This is a genomic window from Pseudomonas sp. 5P_5.1_Bac1, assembly GCF_025466015.1.
Taxonomy (GTDB): Bacteria; Pseudomonadota; Gammaproteobacteria; order Pseudomonadales; family Pseudomonadaceae; genus Aquipseudomonas.
The window spans coordinates 68,757-82,917 of sequence record NZ_JANLNX010000024.1 but is presented as its reverse complement, the minus strand read 5'-3'; the positions used below and the strand labels follow the sequence as shown (position 1 = coordinate 82,917).

The following is a 14,161-nucleotide window of genomic DNA, read 5'->3' as shown; positions in this document are numbered from 1 at the left end:
ACACAACCCACTGGGCTTTGTACGCAAAGCCCCCGCCCGGCCACCCGCCACCCCAGAACCCCCCCCCCTCGGCGACTTGTCGTACAAACCCCAGGTTTACAACTGGGCCTGGACCTTGTCACCCACGTCGGCGGGCACCCATTGCCGCCAGATCTGCGGGTTGGCTTTGAGAAAGTCCCGCGCCGCCGTCGCCGGCTCCTGGCGTTGCTGGCTCATTTGCGCCAGGGCCTTGTTCAGGCGTTCGATCGGCAGGTCGACCTTGGCGAAGAAAGCCACCAGTTCCGGATAGTGTTGGCGAAACGCGGCTGACACGCCGATGGACAGCTTGGCCGGCAACGAGCGGCTGCCCTTGGGGTCGGTGTTTCTGGCATCGGTCAGGGTGGCCCAGGCGGCGGGGTCGAAGGCCGGCTCTTCCAGGCGCACCAACGGGAAACGCCCCATCAGCGGGGTTGGCGACCAGTAGTAGAACAGCACCGGCTTGCCGCGGCGGATCGACGAGGTGATCTCGGCATCCAGTGCCGCGCCCGAGCCGCTGCGAAAGTTCACGTACAACCCGTCCAGGCCATAGGCCTTGAGCTTCTGGCTGTTGACGGTCTCGGAGGTCCAGCCGCTGGGGCTATTGAGAAAACGCCCCTTGTCTGGCACCTCGGGGTCCTGGAACACGGCGGCATAGCGCTTGAGGTCGGTGACCGAGCGCAGCTCCGGGGCCAGCGGTTCGATGCCGCGTTGCGCATCGCCCTTGATCACGTATTCCGGCACCCACCAGCCTTCGTCGGCGTTTTTCACCGTATCGCCGATCGCGAACACTTCACCGGCTTGTTCGGCCTTGATCCAGGCCGGGCTGCGCCCCGCCCATTCTTCGCCGATCACCTGGATATCGTTGCGCGCCAGCGCCACTTCCATGCTCACCGTGCTGCCCGGCAGCGTATCGGTGGGGTAGCCATAGCCGTGCTCGACAATGAACCGCAACAACTCGGTGGTGAAGCTGCCGCTTTCCCAGGTGATGTCACCGAAGTAGATCGGCGCGTTCGGCGGTGCGGCGCTGGCGGGGAATACGCTGGCCACGGAAAGCAGCATGCCGCAGATCAGGGAGGTGAGCCGGTTCATCATGTCTCGCTCGTGTTCGCTAAGTGAGCCAGTGTAGTAGAGCGCCATAAGGTCAACGGAGAATGTTCCAGGGCAGGGCGCGGGGAGTATTCGAATGGCCCATTGGCGAAGCCGAAGTTGCTCTGGCCGGGCAGTGGGTTTTCTTACGCCAATAAGCGCGCGCATCTGGCTGAACAGCCGGGTTGTTGCTGTTGTACTGGCGCTTCATTCAGTTGCGCGAATACCGGCATGCATATTTTCTACACCTCCAGCGCTCACGGAATATTCAATCACTCGTTGCAAACCCCCGCGTCGACGCGAGGCGGCTGCGGGGTAGCGGTTCATGGCGGGAAGCTGTTCTGCGTGTATATCGATGAGTTCGATATCTGGGGGCAGATCAAGGTCATTACAAAAACAGAGCGGGGGGCCTGGAGTGCGCCGATGGACCTGGGCCCGCGGATCTACGCGAGCCAGGCGCCGGCAATCTTCACCGGGGGTGAAAACCTGTATGTCTTCGTGGTGGTCAAGGGGGCGGACGGAAGTTCGGCCTGTTGGCGCTTCCTCTATGACGATGTCACCGGCGTATTCATCATGGGGCCGTTGCCGAACCTCAAGAACATTACCCGGCCACCCGCATTCGTGGAAATGGACGGCATGCTCTACATGTTCTACAGCCGCCCCAACAAGATCATCGCCTGGCGCAAAACCAGGGATTTCACCACGTGGTCCGATGAACAGTGGATGTATGAAGAAAGCGACAAGCCGTTGCTCTGCGATAACCCGCCCACGGTTATCTGGTATCAGGGCCTGATTCATGTATTCGCCACCAACAACCAGGGCAATCACCTGTTATTGAAGTTCGACGGTGGCACCAACTGGACGCGGCCGCGGTTGTTCGTCGCGGAAAAATACACCAACGCGCCCGCTGCCGTTGTCCACAACGGTCTGTTGAACGTCGTGTTCAATGGCCCGGCCTCCGCGCCAGACAATCGTGACCTTTTCCAGTATGGCTACGACGGCAATTCCACCAGCCCGCCGACCGTCAGTTCAAACCTCATGGCCACTGAACGCGTTGACCTGGGTGTATTGGCTGACCGCCTGTATGTGTTGTATCGCGGTTCACCCTGAGGTTGCGTCATGCCTGTTGATAGAACCATTGCTGACTATATTGATGCCCATTTAACCCCCGGCCTTGCCGATACGGAACTGCAAACGCAGTTTGAAGTGATCGTCAGGGACATCGTCCTGTTGTTGCCGACGGCCGCTGAAACCGCCCAGCACACGGCTGCCTACCTGTCGTATGTGGTGTCCTTCCAGTACATGCGAAGCCGCAATGAAACGGAGCAGGCTTACTTTGCCAAAGCGCTGTCCGAGTCATTCGCCAGGCTCTACAACGACAACACGCTCATGCGTGCCATTCATGCGGCACCGCGGGCGCACCTGTATTCGACGCTGTTGAGTTTCTACCACCTGCACCATGCGCTGATCATGAACGGCCTGAGAAGCCACGCCGGCCCGTTCTTCCTCGATGCCAGCGATGCCCTGCGCCGCTTGCAGCATATCGTCGGTGCGGCGTGCGGTCCCTGGCATGCCCATATCCGCCTGCAGGGGAGTAACGACTACCCCGCGCGGGTCATGGTCCATAACGGCTCGCCGCAGATTGAAATCGGCAGACCCGAGGAGAGCGGGCCGACGCTCAGTTTCGCTATCGCCACCTGGAACATGCAGGGCGCTTCGGCCTCCACGGAGTCGAAGTGGCGCACCCGGGTGCTGCAACTGGCGCGGGCCAATGACATCGTGGTCCTGCAGGAGGCGGGCAGTGCGCCCGCCTCCGCGACGCTCAGCGCGCAGTTGCAGGTCAACGACCAGTTCGGCGTTGCCCACCAGATCGACCATTACCTGTGGAACCTGGGGACGGTCGCGCGTCCTGAGGTCTATCACGTGTTCTTTCTCGATGTTCAGCGCTTGCGGGTCAACCTGGCGATCGTTGTGCGGGGAACCAGCGATCTGGACATCCATGACATGGTGGTCGTCTCCGATGGCGTCACCGTGACCGCCCCCGTTTACCGCCCGGCACTGGGCATCCGGGTGAGGCGCTGGTCGGCGCTGCACCATGAGCACGTGACGGTGTTCAACTTCCACGCCATTTCGGGAGGCGGGGCCAATTCATCGCGGGTGCTGCGTGAGGTGAGCTGGCATACCGAGACGCCGTTCGTGATGCTCGGCGACTTCAACCGCGACCCGCGGCCCGGCACCTCCCGACCCCACGCGGGCAACTGGATATCACCGCCGGACATCGCCCGGCTCGAGCTGGCCAACGGCCCGACCCATCCCGCTGACCAGCCGCAGGCCATGCTCGATTACGCGGTGTCCAACGGCACGGCAACGCCGACCGCGCCCGGTATCGTCGGGCTGCCAGGCCCGTCGAACCACTCGGACGTGAGTTACCGCTTCAGCTTTTAGCCTCATCCCCACCATGCCCGCTGGGGCGGGTTAATTTCCGGCCCGCCTCGCTCGTTCATAGATCATCGACGCACGCCCCGGCGGGGTGCGCTCATTCAATGAAGGAGACAAGCAATGACTTCCGTTTTCGATCGCGACGACATCGTGTTCCAGGTTGTGGTCAACCACGAAGAGCAGTATTCGATCTGGCCCGACTACAAAGCGATCCCCGAAGGCTGGCGCACCGCCGGCAAAAGCGGCCTGAAGAAGGACTGCCTGGCCTGGATCGACGAGGTCTGGACCGACATGCGCCCGCTGAGCCTGCGTCAGAAGATGGCCGCCGCAGCGGCGGCATCCTGAGGGGCCTGGCGTGTCGTCACTGACCCTGTTGTGCCTGCCGTACTCTGGCGCCAGCGCCATGGTCTACAGCCGTTGGCGGCGCAAATTGCCGGCCTGGCTGAACGTGCGTCCGGTCGAGTTGCCGGGCCGTGGCGCCCGCCTGGCCGAGCCGCTGCACACTGACCTGGCCGCGCTGGCCCGGCAACTGGCGGCCGAACAACGGCTGACCGCCAACCAGCCCTACGCCGTGCTGGGCCACAGCCTCGGCGCGTTGTTGGCCTTTGAGCTGGTACATGAACTGCAGGCGCTGGGCTGTCGCCCGCCGGTGGCGTTGTTCGCCTGCGGCACCGCCGCGCCGAGTCGCCGCGAGGAGTATGACGGCGCCCGTTTGCGCGAGGCGAAAAGCGATGCCGAGCTGATGGACGAGTTGCGCACCTTGCAGGGCACGCCCGAGGAAGTGCTGGCCAATGAAGAGCTGATGAGCCTGATGCTGCCGATCCTGCGCGCCGACTTCCTGCTCTGCGGGCATTACGCCTATCGCCAGCGTCCGGCCCTGCGCTGTCCGCTGCACGTCTTCGGCGGCGAAGACGACCGCGCCAGCGAGGAGCAGTTGCTGGCCTGGCGTGCGGAAACCCAGAGCGATTTCTCCCTGGAGGTGTTTCCGGGCGGGCACTTCTTCATCCACGAACATGAAGACCGCGTGCTGGGTGTGCTCAGCGCTGCGCTGGAGCCCCTGCGCCTGACGGCCTAGCCCGGCGATGCCGGCCCGGCGGTTGCCATCGGCACCCCGGGCTTGCATAGTCGGACACCCCCCGACTGCAAGGAGCCACCACGCAATGCTGATCGATTCCTCCCAGGCCACGCTGCTGGTCATCGACGTTCAGGAAAAACTCATCGGCGCGGTCAGCGACCCCGCTGGCACCCTGGCGCGCACCCGCTGGCTGCTCGCCGCCACCGCAGAGCTTGGGCTACCGACGGTGATTTCCGAGCAATACCCCAAGGGCCTCGGCCACACCGTCGCCAGCCTGCTGGACGTCGCAGCCAGCGCCACGGTGGTGGAGAAACAGCACTTTTCCTGCGTGGCCGGCGAATGCCTGCCCGCCACGCTGCTGGCCCGCGAGCAGGTGATCGTGTGCGGCATGGAAACCCACGTCTGTGTGCTGCAGACCGTGCTCGAACTGCTGGCGCTGGGCAAGCAGGTGTTCGTGGTGGCCGATGCCTGCGACAGCCGCATCGCGTTCAGCAAAGCCACCGGCCTCGAACGCATGCGCGATGCCGGAGCGCAGATCGTCACCCGCGAAATGGTGCTGTTCGAACTGATGCGCAGCGCCGGCCACGAGAAATTCCGCCAGATCAGCAAGACCTTCCTGGTCGGGGAGCAGCCCTGAGGTTGATGGCAATTCGATATTTCCTGCTTTAGAGTGCGCGCTGGATTTCCACACTGACAGGATGTATCGATGGCTTCCCGCGCACTGGCTGTTCTCGGTTCGACCCTTACGCTCGCTTGCCTGCCAACACTGGCTCAGGCCCAGGCCACGGTGGCCCAGGTCTTCAATGGCGAGATGCTTGGCACCAACCTGCGCTATTTCGAATCCATCGCCGGGATTGCCAGGACCTCGGCGGGGGATGTCCACAGCTACCGCGTGCAGGGCTGCGAAATCTCCGCCAACGCCGCGGGCGGCACTGTCAGTGAACTGCGCCTGCAGCTTTCGCCGTCGTGCAAGGCCGATCTTTCCAGCTTCATCGGCACCTTCGCACCGCCCGCCAACAAGCCGCTGACCTTCGGCGCGATGAGTGAATCCAGCGGCGGCCAGCTGGAGTTCTATGCCGACTGCCTGCACCTGTGCGGCAACGCCGCTGACCCCTCGGTGTATGCGCTTTGGCAGGGGCCGCACGCGGTCAACTTCACCGAGGTTCTGCTGGAGGCTGTGCTGGCCGACGATGCCGCCATCAACGCCTCGAACCAGTGGAGCGAGGCCATGGAAAAAACCAAGGGCCAGGATTTCGTCATCGACACCCGCTTCAACTGCGAGCGCGACTTCGATGAGGTCGCCAACCAGAGTTTCAAGGCGGTGAAGGTAACGGCGGTGACCATCGGTACCGAACTGAGCAAACCGGGCTGCTGAACAGGAGACCCAAGCGAATGGCACGCAAATCGGGCAAGACACTGGAGCGCACCTTGCGTGCGGATTACGGCAAGAACAACCCGCTGCCGAAGAAACTGCAGTTTCTCGCCGGGGTGAAATTCACGGCGGTGGCGTCGGTCATCCTGCCGGACGATGAGCGTGCCACTGATCTTGTCGAGTTCAAACCGGCGGCGTTGAAGAAGTTGCTCGGGCAGTTGGCCGATGCCAGCGCCGAACACTCCAGCGAGCAGGAAAAGGCACTGCGTGCGAGCAAGCGGGCGCTGGGCAAGGCGGAAAAAGAGCTGCTGCGCAGCCAGGCGGATTTCGACGAACTCAAGGGCGAGGCGATCCTGCAGGAACAGTCCATTCTCGACCTGAAGGATCAGTTGCGCGACTTGCGCGCCCGCTGCCAGGACCTGGCCAGCGATCTTGAGCGGGAACAGTCGGCGCACCAGGTGGTCAAGCGAAACTACGAGCAGGTGCTGGCGAATCTCGAGGACGATTCGATCCCGCTGAAGTCGGACATACCGGGCGCCAGAGGGTTTGAGGAAATCACCAACCGCAGGCGCCTGCCGGGTAGTTTCAAGTAGCGTCTTGCCCTGGGCCGCTGGCCCCCGCTACCGTGTTCGCATTGTCCGGGCAGGGGAGTGAAGCCAGTGAGCCGATTGACGGGGTTGATGCTGGTGCTGTTGCTGCTGGCCGGTTGCGCTGGCCAGCAGGCGAAACAGCAGGTGACACCGGAGCAGGCGCGGGCGCGCATCGCCGCGCTGCTGCCGGCCAGCGTCAGTGATCGTCAGGGCTGGGCCCGCGACATCGAGACGGCGTTCACCACTCAGAAGCTCGATCCCAGCCAGTCGAATATCTGCGCGGTGCTGGCGGTGACCGAGCAGGAATCCACCTTCAGCGCCGATCCCAAAGTCCCCAACCTCGGGCGTATCGCCCGCGAAGAAATCGACCGCCGCGCCGCCCGGGTATTCGTGCCGAAAGCCTTGGTGGATGCCGCCCTCGACACCCGCTCGGCCAATGGCAAAACCTGGAACCAGCGCCTGGCGGCGGTGCGCAGTGAGCGGGAGCTGAGTCAGCTTTATGACGAACTGACCGGCTCGCTGCCGTTGGGCAAGTCGCTGCTCGGCGGCTTGAACCCGGTGCGCACCGGCGGGCCAATGCAGGTCAGCATCGATTTTGCCGAGGCCCATGCCCGTGACTATCCCTACCCGCATGACGGCAGCCTGCGCAACGAGGTGTTCAGCCGGCGCGGCGGGATGTATTTCGGCATCGCCCATTTGCTTGGGTATCCGGCCAACTACGACCAGCCGCTGTATCGCTTCGCCGATTTCAACGCGGGCTGGTACGCCAGCCGCAACGCCGCGTTTCAGAGCGCGCTGGGCCGGGTCACGGGCGTGGAGTTGGCGTTGGATGGCGACCTGATCGCGCCGGGTTCGATTCTGCCAGGGAGTACCGAAAAGGCGGCGCGGCGGCTGGGCGAGGAGTTCGGCATGCGCAACCCGACCCTGCGTAGTCAGTTGGAGAAGGGCGACCGTTATGAGTTCGAGGAAAGCCGTTTGTACCAACAGGTCTTTGCCCTGGCCGACAAGGCGGCAGGTAAGCGCGTGCCGCGGGCGGTGTTGCCGGGGATCGAGCTGAAGAGCCCGAAGATTACCCGGCAATTGACCACGGCGTGGTTCGCCAAGCGGGTAGATGAGCGGTATCAGCGGTGTATGAAGCAATAAAAGGCGGGGGCCGCCGTGCGGCCCTTCGCGAGCAAGCTCGCTCCTACAGGGCCCTTGGTTTAACCCTGACTCCCCGCCAACGCCCCCACCACCTGTTCCACCCCGGCCTTCAACCCGGCCAAGGTGTCGTCACTGTCGGTATCCACCACCACCAGCTTCGCGCCGGACGCGGCGATCACGTCCGCCACGGCCTGGCTCGGCTGTTTGTGGTGCAGCACCACAGCAACATCCTGGCCTTTCAATTCGTCGCCGAGGTGCTTGAGCTGTTCGGCGGTCCATTGGTCGTCGGCCACTTGCGGGTGGTCGATCAGGTCCAGGTTCATCCCGCCGATCAGGTAGCCCAGGCGATCCGACAGGTTGACCACGCTGAGGTTGTCGGCCTCGGCCAGCTTCGCTTCGCTGCTGGCGCTGAGGTCGAGCAACTGGCGTTTGATGGCGGCGAGGTTGCTCTGGATTTTCGGTTGGTCCGCCGGCGACAGGCGTCCAAGGTCGCTGGCCAGTACGTCGGCCATGCGCCCGAGGTTGGTCGGGTTCAGCCACGGGTAGCCGGAGAATACGTTGTTGCCCTGTACGGCGATGCCCGGCAGCGCGCCGTCCACCGGCCGCGCCGCGTCGATTTCGACGATGCGGATATTGCTCCGGCGCGCCACCGGGTACAGCGGGTCGTCGTTCCAGATCGAGCGCAGGCCGATCACCGCGTCAGCCTTGTCCGCAGATTTCTGCAGGCTCGCCAGGCCGCGACCGCTGAAGTAGGACGGCTGGCGGCTGGCGGGGATGTTCGCCGGCGCCGCCCGTTGCAGTTTGACCGAGGTGCCGTCCAGCAGCAGGCTGCCCAGGCCGTAGGTCACCGGCAGCGAGGCCAGCACGGTGACGCCGGCGGCCTGTTGCGCGGCGGGTTTCGTCGCGCTCTGGGCATGGCTGGCGAGGGGCAGGCCGGCCAGCAGCAGGGCCAGGCTCAGGTGCTTGAGAGTTGGAGTCATGCCGGGTTTCCTTGCAGGCGTGGAACCAGACCGCGCGCCAGCGCGGCGAGGGCGAAGAAGCTGCCGGCAACCAGGATGATCGCTGCGCCCGAAGGCACCGGCAGGTCGAAGACGATGGGCAGCAGGATGCCAATCAGGGTGCTGAAGGTCGCAATCAGTACCGAGGCCCAGAAGAAACCCTTCAGCGACTGGCTGACCAGCCGCGCCGCCGCCGCCGGAATCACCAGCAGCGCACCGACCAGGATCGCGCCGATGACTTTCACCGCCGCCACCGTGACCAGGGTCACCAGCACCACGAACAGGTAGTCCAGGCTTTTCACCGCGACGCCGCGTACCGCCGCCAGTTGCGGGTTGAAGCTGGCCAGCATGATGCGGTTGTACAGCGGCAGCGCCAGCCCCAGCACCAGGCTGCCGACGATGCCCAGCACCACCAGGTCCTGGCCGCTGACGGTGAGCACCGAGCCGAACAGCACGTTTTCGAGGATGTGCACGTTGATCTTGCCGGCCAGCATCAGCAGCAGGCTCGCGCCCAGCGCCAGCGACACCGAGAGGAACACGCCGATCAGGGTGTCCGGCGACAGGCCGGTGCGGTTGCGCAGGAAGTTGAGCAGGATGCCGAACAGCAGGCAGTAGCCGAACAGGCTGCCGTAGGGGCCGGTGTAGGGTTCGCCGAGGAGGATGCCGATGGCCACGCCGGTCAGCGCCGCGTGACCCACGGCCTCGGAGAAGAAGGCGAAGCGCTTGACCACCACCAGCGTGCCGAGGCCGCCGAGCACCGGGCCGATCATCAGGCCGGCGAGCAGGGCGTTGACCACGAAACCGTAGGCCAGGGCTTCGGGCAGGTAGCCGGACGACGCCCAGCCCTGGATCAGCAGGCGGAATTCTTCGTAGTTCATCAGGCGGTGCTCTCGCTGCGCGGGTGAATGGAAAACAGCCCGAGCAGCCGCTCAGGGGTCAGCGCTTCTTTCGGCGGCGCGTCGAACAGCACTCGCCGGCTCAGCCCGGTAACCCGGTCGGCCAGGCGTGCCACGGCTTCGAGGTCGTGCTCGATCCACAGCACGGTGGTCCCGGCCTGGCGCCACTCCTGCAGCAGGCGTTCAAACACCTGGGCACCGGCTTCGTCCAGCGCCGACATCGGTTCATCCAGCACCAGCAGTTGCGGCGCCGGGATCAGCCCCTGGGCCAGCAGCACCCGCTGGCGCTCACCGCCAGACAACGCGCCCATGCGTCGCTTGCGTTTGTCCTGCATGCCGACCCGGGCCAGGGCCGCGTCGATGGCCGGCGTCACCCGCCGCGACAGGCCGAGGAAGGCCGGCGTGCGCTGGCACATGGCGGCCATGAAATCGTCCACGGTCATCGGCAGGCCGCGGTCGAACTCCAGGGCTTGCGGCACGTAGCCGATCACCTGGCCGTCGTCCGGCCAGTTCAGCGCCAGGCGGCCCTGGTGCGGCATTTGCCCGAGCAGGGTCTTGATCAGCGAACTCTTGCCGCCGCCGTTGGGGCCGACGATGGCGTGCACGCTGCCGGCCGCGACCTGGAAGCTGACCTGATCGAGAATCCGCGTGCGGCCCAGGGTCAGGTCGATGCCGCTGAACTCGATGGACGGCCCGCGCGGTGCGGCGACGACGTTCTCGGCCACGGTCATGCCTGGTTCTCCTTGATCGCCCGGACCACGGTGTCGAGGTTGCGCTTCATCTCCACCTCGTATTTCTCCTTGGTGTACTCGCCGTAGGAGATGTGGGTGAGCGGGTAGAGCTTGACCCCGGCTTCGCGCTGGATGGTCTCGACGTAGGCCGACGGGAAGTCCATCTCGGAGAAGATCACTTTGACGTCCAGCGCATGCAGTTGGTCGATGGTCTTTTTCAGTTGCGCCGGGCTCGGCTCGATGCCGTGGGCCGGTTCCACCACCGCGGTGACTTCCAGGCCGAACTCGCGCACCAGGTAGTCATACGCCGCGTGGATGGTGGCGACGCGGAAGGACGGGTTCGGTGCTTCGGTCAATTGCGCCAGGGCCTCGGCGCGCAGCTTGCGCAGGCGCTTGGCGTAGTCGCGGGCGTTCTTGCTGTAGTACTTGGCGTTGTCCGGGTCGAGCTTGCCCAGTTCGCGGGCAATGTTGTTGATCTGGGCGATGCTCGCGCTGATCGACAGGAAGGTGTGCGGGTTGACCACCTTGCCGGCGCCACGGGCGGCGATGCCGGTGGCGGCGAGCAGCGGCACGTTGGCGTTGGATTCGATGGTGGCGATGTTCGGTTTTTCGCTGGCGGCGATCATGCGGTCGGCGAAGTCGTCATGGCCCACGCCGTTGAGCACCACCACGTCCAGCGAGCCGATGCGCTTGATGTCTTCGGCGCGCGGCTCGTAGGCATGCGGGTTGAAGCCGGCGGGAATCAGCGGCACCACCTCGGCGCGGTCACCGACGATATTGCTGACGTAGCTGTAGTACGGGTGCAGGGTGATGCCGATGCGCAGCGGCTTGCCGTTTTCGGCGAGGGCCAGGGCGGGCAGGGCAAGGGCGACGAACAGGCTGAGAACGCGGACGAGGGCGGAGCGGAGCATGGGCATTCCTTGGCGGTCAGTGCTGATGCTGGCGGGTGACACCGGCGTCATAGTGGGCGGCGATCTGTTTCCAGCCGGCGCCTTGCAGGGCGCTGGCCGACAGTTCGGCGGGCAAGGTGGGCTGGGCGGTGCGGTTGAGCCAGACGTCGGCATTGCCGTCGTGTGCCTCGGGCACCAGCAGCAGGAAGCTGCCGGCGGTTTCCGGGCGCGGGCTCAGGCCCAGGTAGGCATTGCCCGGCACCTGGCGCCACTGGTGTTCGCCACGGGTGACGCTGCTGGCATCGGCGACGAAGGGGGCAAAGCCTTCCTCCACCAGCAACTCGATGCTGACCAGCCCCGGCTCTTCTTCGCGGCGCGCCTGGATCTCGTCGAAGGCCACCCGCAGGTCGGTGTAGATGCCTTGTTCGGCGGCGTTGAGGTCGCGGCGGGCATCCAGTTGATGGGCTTCGACCTGGGTTTCGTCCTCGCGCTCGCCGCGCAGCGCCACCACCGTGGCGGCGAGCGCCAGGATCAGCAGGGCGACCAGCAGCACGTAGAGGGTTTCATGCCCGGCGCCGGCCGGGCGTACGATCTGGACCCGGCTCATGGCTCACCGATGTCGGCGTAGTCGATTTCCACGACGTGGCCGGGGCCGGCGTCGAACAGCACATAGAACTCGCCGGCCGGCCGCTTGAAGGTCAGGGTCGAATCGTCGCCGAGCTTGCCGGGGACCAGCACGCTTTCGTCGTAGCCGATCACGTCCAGGGTCACCCCCGGTGCGCCGCTGCCGTCGGAGAAGCCGCCGGTGCACTTGATCTGCTCGCCGTCGATCGGCTCGCACTGGCACATCGGGTTGTGCGCCAGGGCGGGGCCCGCGAGCGCCAGCAGGAACAGGGGCAGGGCGAGCCTGCCGGCCTTGAGATTCATCATTTGCCTCCTTGTTTGTTCAGCCAGGCGACGGTGGCGGGCGAGGCCTTGGCCAGGGGGACCGAGGCCTGGTGCATGCTGCCGTCCCAGCCTTCGAGGGTGATCCACAGTTCGGCGTCGGCGCGGGTGCGCTCCGGCACCGGCAGGCTGGTGCCCATGCGGTACGGCGTGCCGAAGAAAATCGTGCCGGCGGCGCGCAGGCTGCGTGGCTTGCCGATACGCAGGTAGGCGGCCTTGACCTCGCCGATGCAGGTCTTGCACAGCGCCGCGTTGAACGACTTGAAGTAGCCGGCCGGTCCGTCCTGGCGCGGGGCTTCGTCGCGCAGTTCGGCGAGGGTCAGGCTCCAGGGGCCGACCTGGATATCGTCGATCGGCGTCGCGCCCAGGCCGCTGTCGCCGCGAAACAGCGCGGCGTCGGCGAAGTACTTGGGCATAAAGCCCAGCGGGATCAGCAACAGCAGGATGTTCAGATGGAAGCGCCACTTCAGCCAGGCCAGCCGCAGGGGGCTGGGTGGGGCGACGGGATTCTGTGCTCGGCTCATGGTTGCACCTGCGTGGTGGGTTCCTGGGCGACCTGGCGCGATCGCGGTTTCTTTTCGCTGCGCTTGAGCGCGGCGGCGGTGGCCTGGGCGGTGCGCTTGGTCCAGATCAGCAGGCCGCTGAGCACCATCATCGACAGCAACAGGCCGAAGAAGGCCCAGATCAATTTGATGGCCAGGCCGCCGAAATCACCGGTGTGCAGCGGGCGCATCGACTCGGTGACGAACTCCAGCGCCGAGCGGTCCGAGACCAGGAACGAGGCGTCGACATTCCGGGTGTAGGGGTTGACGTTGGCGGTCTGGAACATCAGCGGATACCAGCCGCGGCCGCCGAGGTAGATGTGCCCGTAGGCGTTCGACGGCAGTTGCGCGAAGGTGACGTCGAGGCCGGGAATCTGCGTGGTGGCGATGCGGGTGGCTTCGTCGAGGTCGATGCGCGGCACTGGTTTCAGGCTGTCCGAGAGCGGCACGTCTTCGCGGGCGATGACCGGGGTGACTGGCTCGGTGGAAATCGTGATGTGGTTGTCGCCGAGGATCGCCTGGATCAGGAACCAGGTGCCGGTGATGGAAATCACCGCGATGAACCAGATCGACCAGATGCCGCTCAGGCGGTGGAAATCGCCCCAGAAAATCCGCGCGCCGTGGTTGAAGCGCAGCACCGGTTTGAAAAAGCCCTTCCAGAATTTCTTATAGACCACCAGCCCGGTGACCAGCGAGGCCAGCATCGGCAGGCCCAGCAGCGACACCAGATACCAGCCCCAGCTATAGCCGTTGGTGAACGGCACCAGCCACCAGCCATGCAAGGCGCGGGTGAAGGCTTCGAAGTTGAACTCCGGGCTCTTGCCCTGGATCGCCCCGGTGTACGGGTTGACGTAGAGCGTCGGCGCGGTGCCGTCGGGGAAGGTTACTGCCGCAGTCAGGGCGAAGTGCGAACCGTCCGGCTGGCTGATGAAGCGCACGGCCATGTCCGGCTCGGCCTTGTGCAGCACGTCGAGAACCTGCTGGAAGCTCAGGCGTTCGGCATCACCGTCAGGCTTGCTGGCGCGCACGTCGGGGTTCGCCAGCCAGACGATCTCCTGGCTGACCACCGCCAGGGTGCCGGTGACACAGACGATCAGCACGAAGAACCAGATCGGCAGAGCGAGCCAGCTGTGGACGAGGAACCACAACCTGGATTTGGACTTTTTCGATTGTTGGGCCATTGCTTCTGTCTTGTTCGTAAAAAGTGGGGTCGAGCCGACGCTCAACCTGAGGGCTGCACTTATAAGGACGAACGAGAATCGTAAACCCGTCAGTGGAAATGTAAGCAAATGCTTCGGTGACGGGTTTTCTGGCCAATTTTCGAGCTTTTTGCAGGATGGTGTGATTGCTCACTGCTCCTTGTGCGGGTCTCTGGGGCCTCATCCACAGAGCCCTTCTGCGCATGAACGAAACCACCCGCAAAAAATTTACTGCCG

At 64.7% G+C, this 14,161-nt stretch carries 17 protein-coding genes; 8 read left to right on the top strand and 9 right to left on the bottom strand.

Annotated elements, in window-relative coordinates:
* Positions 1–96 precede the first annotated feature (96 nt).
* Positions 97–1,107 (bottom strand): ABC transporter substrate-binding protein, encoded by a 1,011-nt coding sequence (locus tag NTD82_RS04800; protein ID WP_095158029.1) that lies wholly within the window; start codon positions 1,105–1,107, stop codon positions 97–99.
* A gap of 102 nt (positions 1,108–1,209) precedes the next feature.
* Here NTD82_RS04800 and NTD82_RS04795 point away from each other — a divergent pair, with 102 nt between their 5' ends.
* From NTD82_RS04795 to NTD82_RS04760, 8 genes are all read left to right on the top strand, one after another.
* Positions 1,210–2,214, top strand: coding sequence for a hypothetical protein (locus NTD82_RS04795; protein ID WP_262127942.1), 1,005 nt, complete (start codon positions 1,210–1,212; stop codon positions 2,212–2,214).
* Positions 2,215–2,223: 9 nt separating this feature from the next.
* Positions 2,224–3,549, top strand: a complete 1,326-nt coding sequence (locus NTD82_RS04790) for an endonuclease/exonuclease/phosphatase family protein (protein WP_262127941.1) — start codon at positions 2,224–2,226, stop codon at positions 3,547–3,549.
* Between the two features lie 114 nt (positions 3,550–3,663).
* Entirely contained in the window at positions 3,664–3,888 is a 225-nt protein-coding gene (locus tag NTD82_RS04785) for an MbtH family protein (protein ID WP_095157711.1), read from the top strand.
* Positions 3,889–3,898: 10 nt separating this feature from the next.
* A complete protein-coding gene (locus NTD82_RS04780; RefSeq protein ID WP_095157709.1) occupies positions 3,899–4,618 on the top strand; it encodes a thioesterase II family protein in 720 nt (239 codons plus the stop codon).
* An 85-nt stretch (positions 4,619–4,703) separates the two neighbouring features.
* A complete protein-coding gene (locus tag NTD82_RS04775) occupies positions 4,704–5,255 on the top strand; it encodes a hydrolase (protein WP_262127940.1) in 552 nt (183 codons plus the stop codon).
* Positions 5,256–5,324: 69 nt separating this feature from the next.
* Positions 5,325–5,993 (top strand): hypothetical protein, encoded by a 669-nt coding sequence (locus NTD82_RS04770; protein ID WP_262127939.1) that lies wholly within the window; start codon positions 5,325–5,327, stop codon positions 5,991–5,993.
* Positions 5,994–6,010: 17 nt separating this feature from the next.
* Positions 6,011–6,583 (top strand): hypothetical protein, encoded by a 573-nt coding sequence (locus tag NTD82_RS04765; protein ID WP_262127938.1) that lies wholly within the window; start codon positions 6,011–6,013, stop codon positions 6,581–6,583.
* An 87-nt stretch (positions 6,584–6,670) separates the two neighbouring features.
* The gene (locus NTD82_RS04760) at positions 6,671–7,723 is read left to right on the top strand and encodes a DUF1615 domain-containing protein (RefSeq protein WP_262127945.1); all 1,053 of its coding nucleotides are present in this window, start codon (positions 6,671–6,673) and stop codon (positions 7,721–7,723) included.
* 59 nt (positions 7,724–7,782) lie between these two features.
* Here NTD82_RS04760 and NTD82_RS04755 read toward each other — a convergent pair whose 3' ends face one another.
* Genes NTD82_RS04755 through NTD82_RS04720 form a run of 8 tightly spaced genes read right to left on the bottom strand, consistent with a single transcriptional unit; the run spans position 7,783 to position 13,906 of the window.
* Positions 7,783–8,703 (bottom strand): metal ABC transporter solute-binding protein, Zn/Mn family, encoded by a 921-nt coding sequence (locus NTD82_RS04755; RefSeq protein ID WP_262127937.1) that lies wholly within the window; start codon positions 8,701–8,703, stop codon positions 7,783–7,785.
* On the bottom strand, positions 8,700–9,599 hold the full coding sequence (locus NTD82_RS04750; RefSeq protein ID WP_095157692.1) for a metal ABC transporter permease: 900 nt from the start codon (positions 9,597–9,599) through the stop codon (positions 8,700–8,702). Before NTD82_RS04750 ends, NTD82_RS04755 begins: the two co-directional genes overlap by 4 nt.
* Positions 9,599–10,348: a metal ABC transporter ATP-binding protein gene (locus tag NTD82_RS04745; protein WP_262127936.1), complete on the bottom strand. Its 750-nt coding sequence runs from the start codon at positions 10,346–10,348 to the stop codon at positions 9,599–9,601. The genes NTD82_RS04750 and NTD82_RS04745 overlap by 1 nt, the downstream gene beginning before the upstream one ends.
* Positions 10,345–11,259: a metal ABC transporter solute-binding protein, Zn/Mn family gene (locus NTD82_RS04740; RefSeq protein WP_262127935.1), complete on the bottom strand. Its 915-nt coding sequence runs from the start codon at positions 11,257–11,259 to the stop codon at positions 10,345–10,347. The genes NTD82_RS04745 and NTD82_RS04740 overlap by 4 nt, the downstream gene beginning before the upstream one ends.
* Before the next feature lie 16 nt (positions 11,260–11,275).
* Entirely contained in the window at positions 11,276–11,845 is a 570-nt protein-coding gene (locus NTD82_RS04735) for a DUF6162 family protein (protein ID WP_262127934.1), read from the bottom strand.
* Positions 11,842–12,165 (bottom strand): hypothetical protein, encoded by a 324-nt coding sequence (locus tag NTD82_RS04730; protein WP_410017028.1) that lies wholly within the window; start codon positions 12,163–12,165, stop codon positions 11,842–11,844. Before NTD82_RS04730 ends, NTD82_RS04735 begins: the two co-directional genes overlap by 4 nt.
* Positions 12,165–12,707 carry a thiamine pyrophosphate-binding protein gene (locus NTD82_RS04725; RefSeq protein ID WP_262127932.1) on the bottom strand — a complete coding sequence of 181 codons (543 nt, stop codon included), beginning with the start codon at positions 12,705–12,707 and terminating at the stop codon, positions 12,165–12,167. The genes NTD82_RS04730 and NTD82_RS04725 overlap by 1 nt, the downstream gene beginning before the upstream one ends.
* Positions 12,704–13,906 carry a PepSY-associated TM helix domain-containing protein gene (locus NTD82_RS04720; RefSeq protein WP_262127931.1) on the bottom strand — a complete coding sequence of 401 codons (1,203 nt, stop codon included), beginning with the start codon at positions 13,904–13,906 and terminating at the stop codon, positions 12,704–12,706. The genes NTD82_RS04725 and NTD82_RS04720 overlap by 4 nt, the downstream gene beginning before the upstream one ends.
* Between the last annotated feature and the right edge of the window lie 255 nt (positions 13,907–14,161).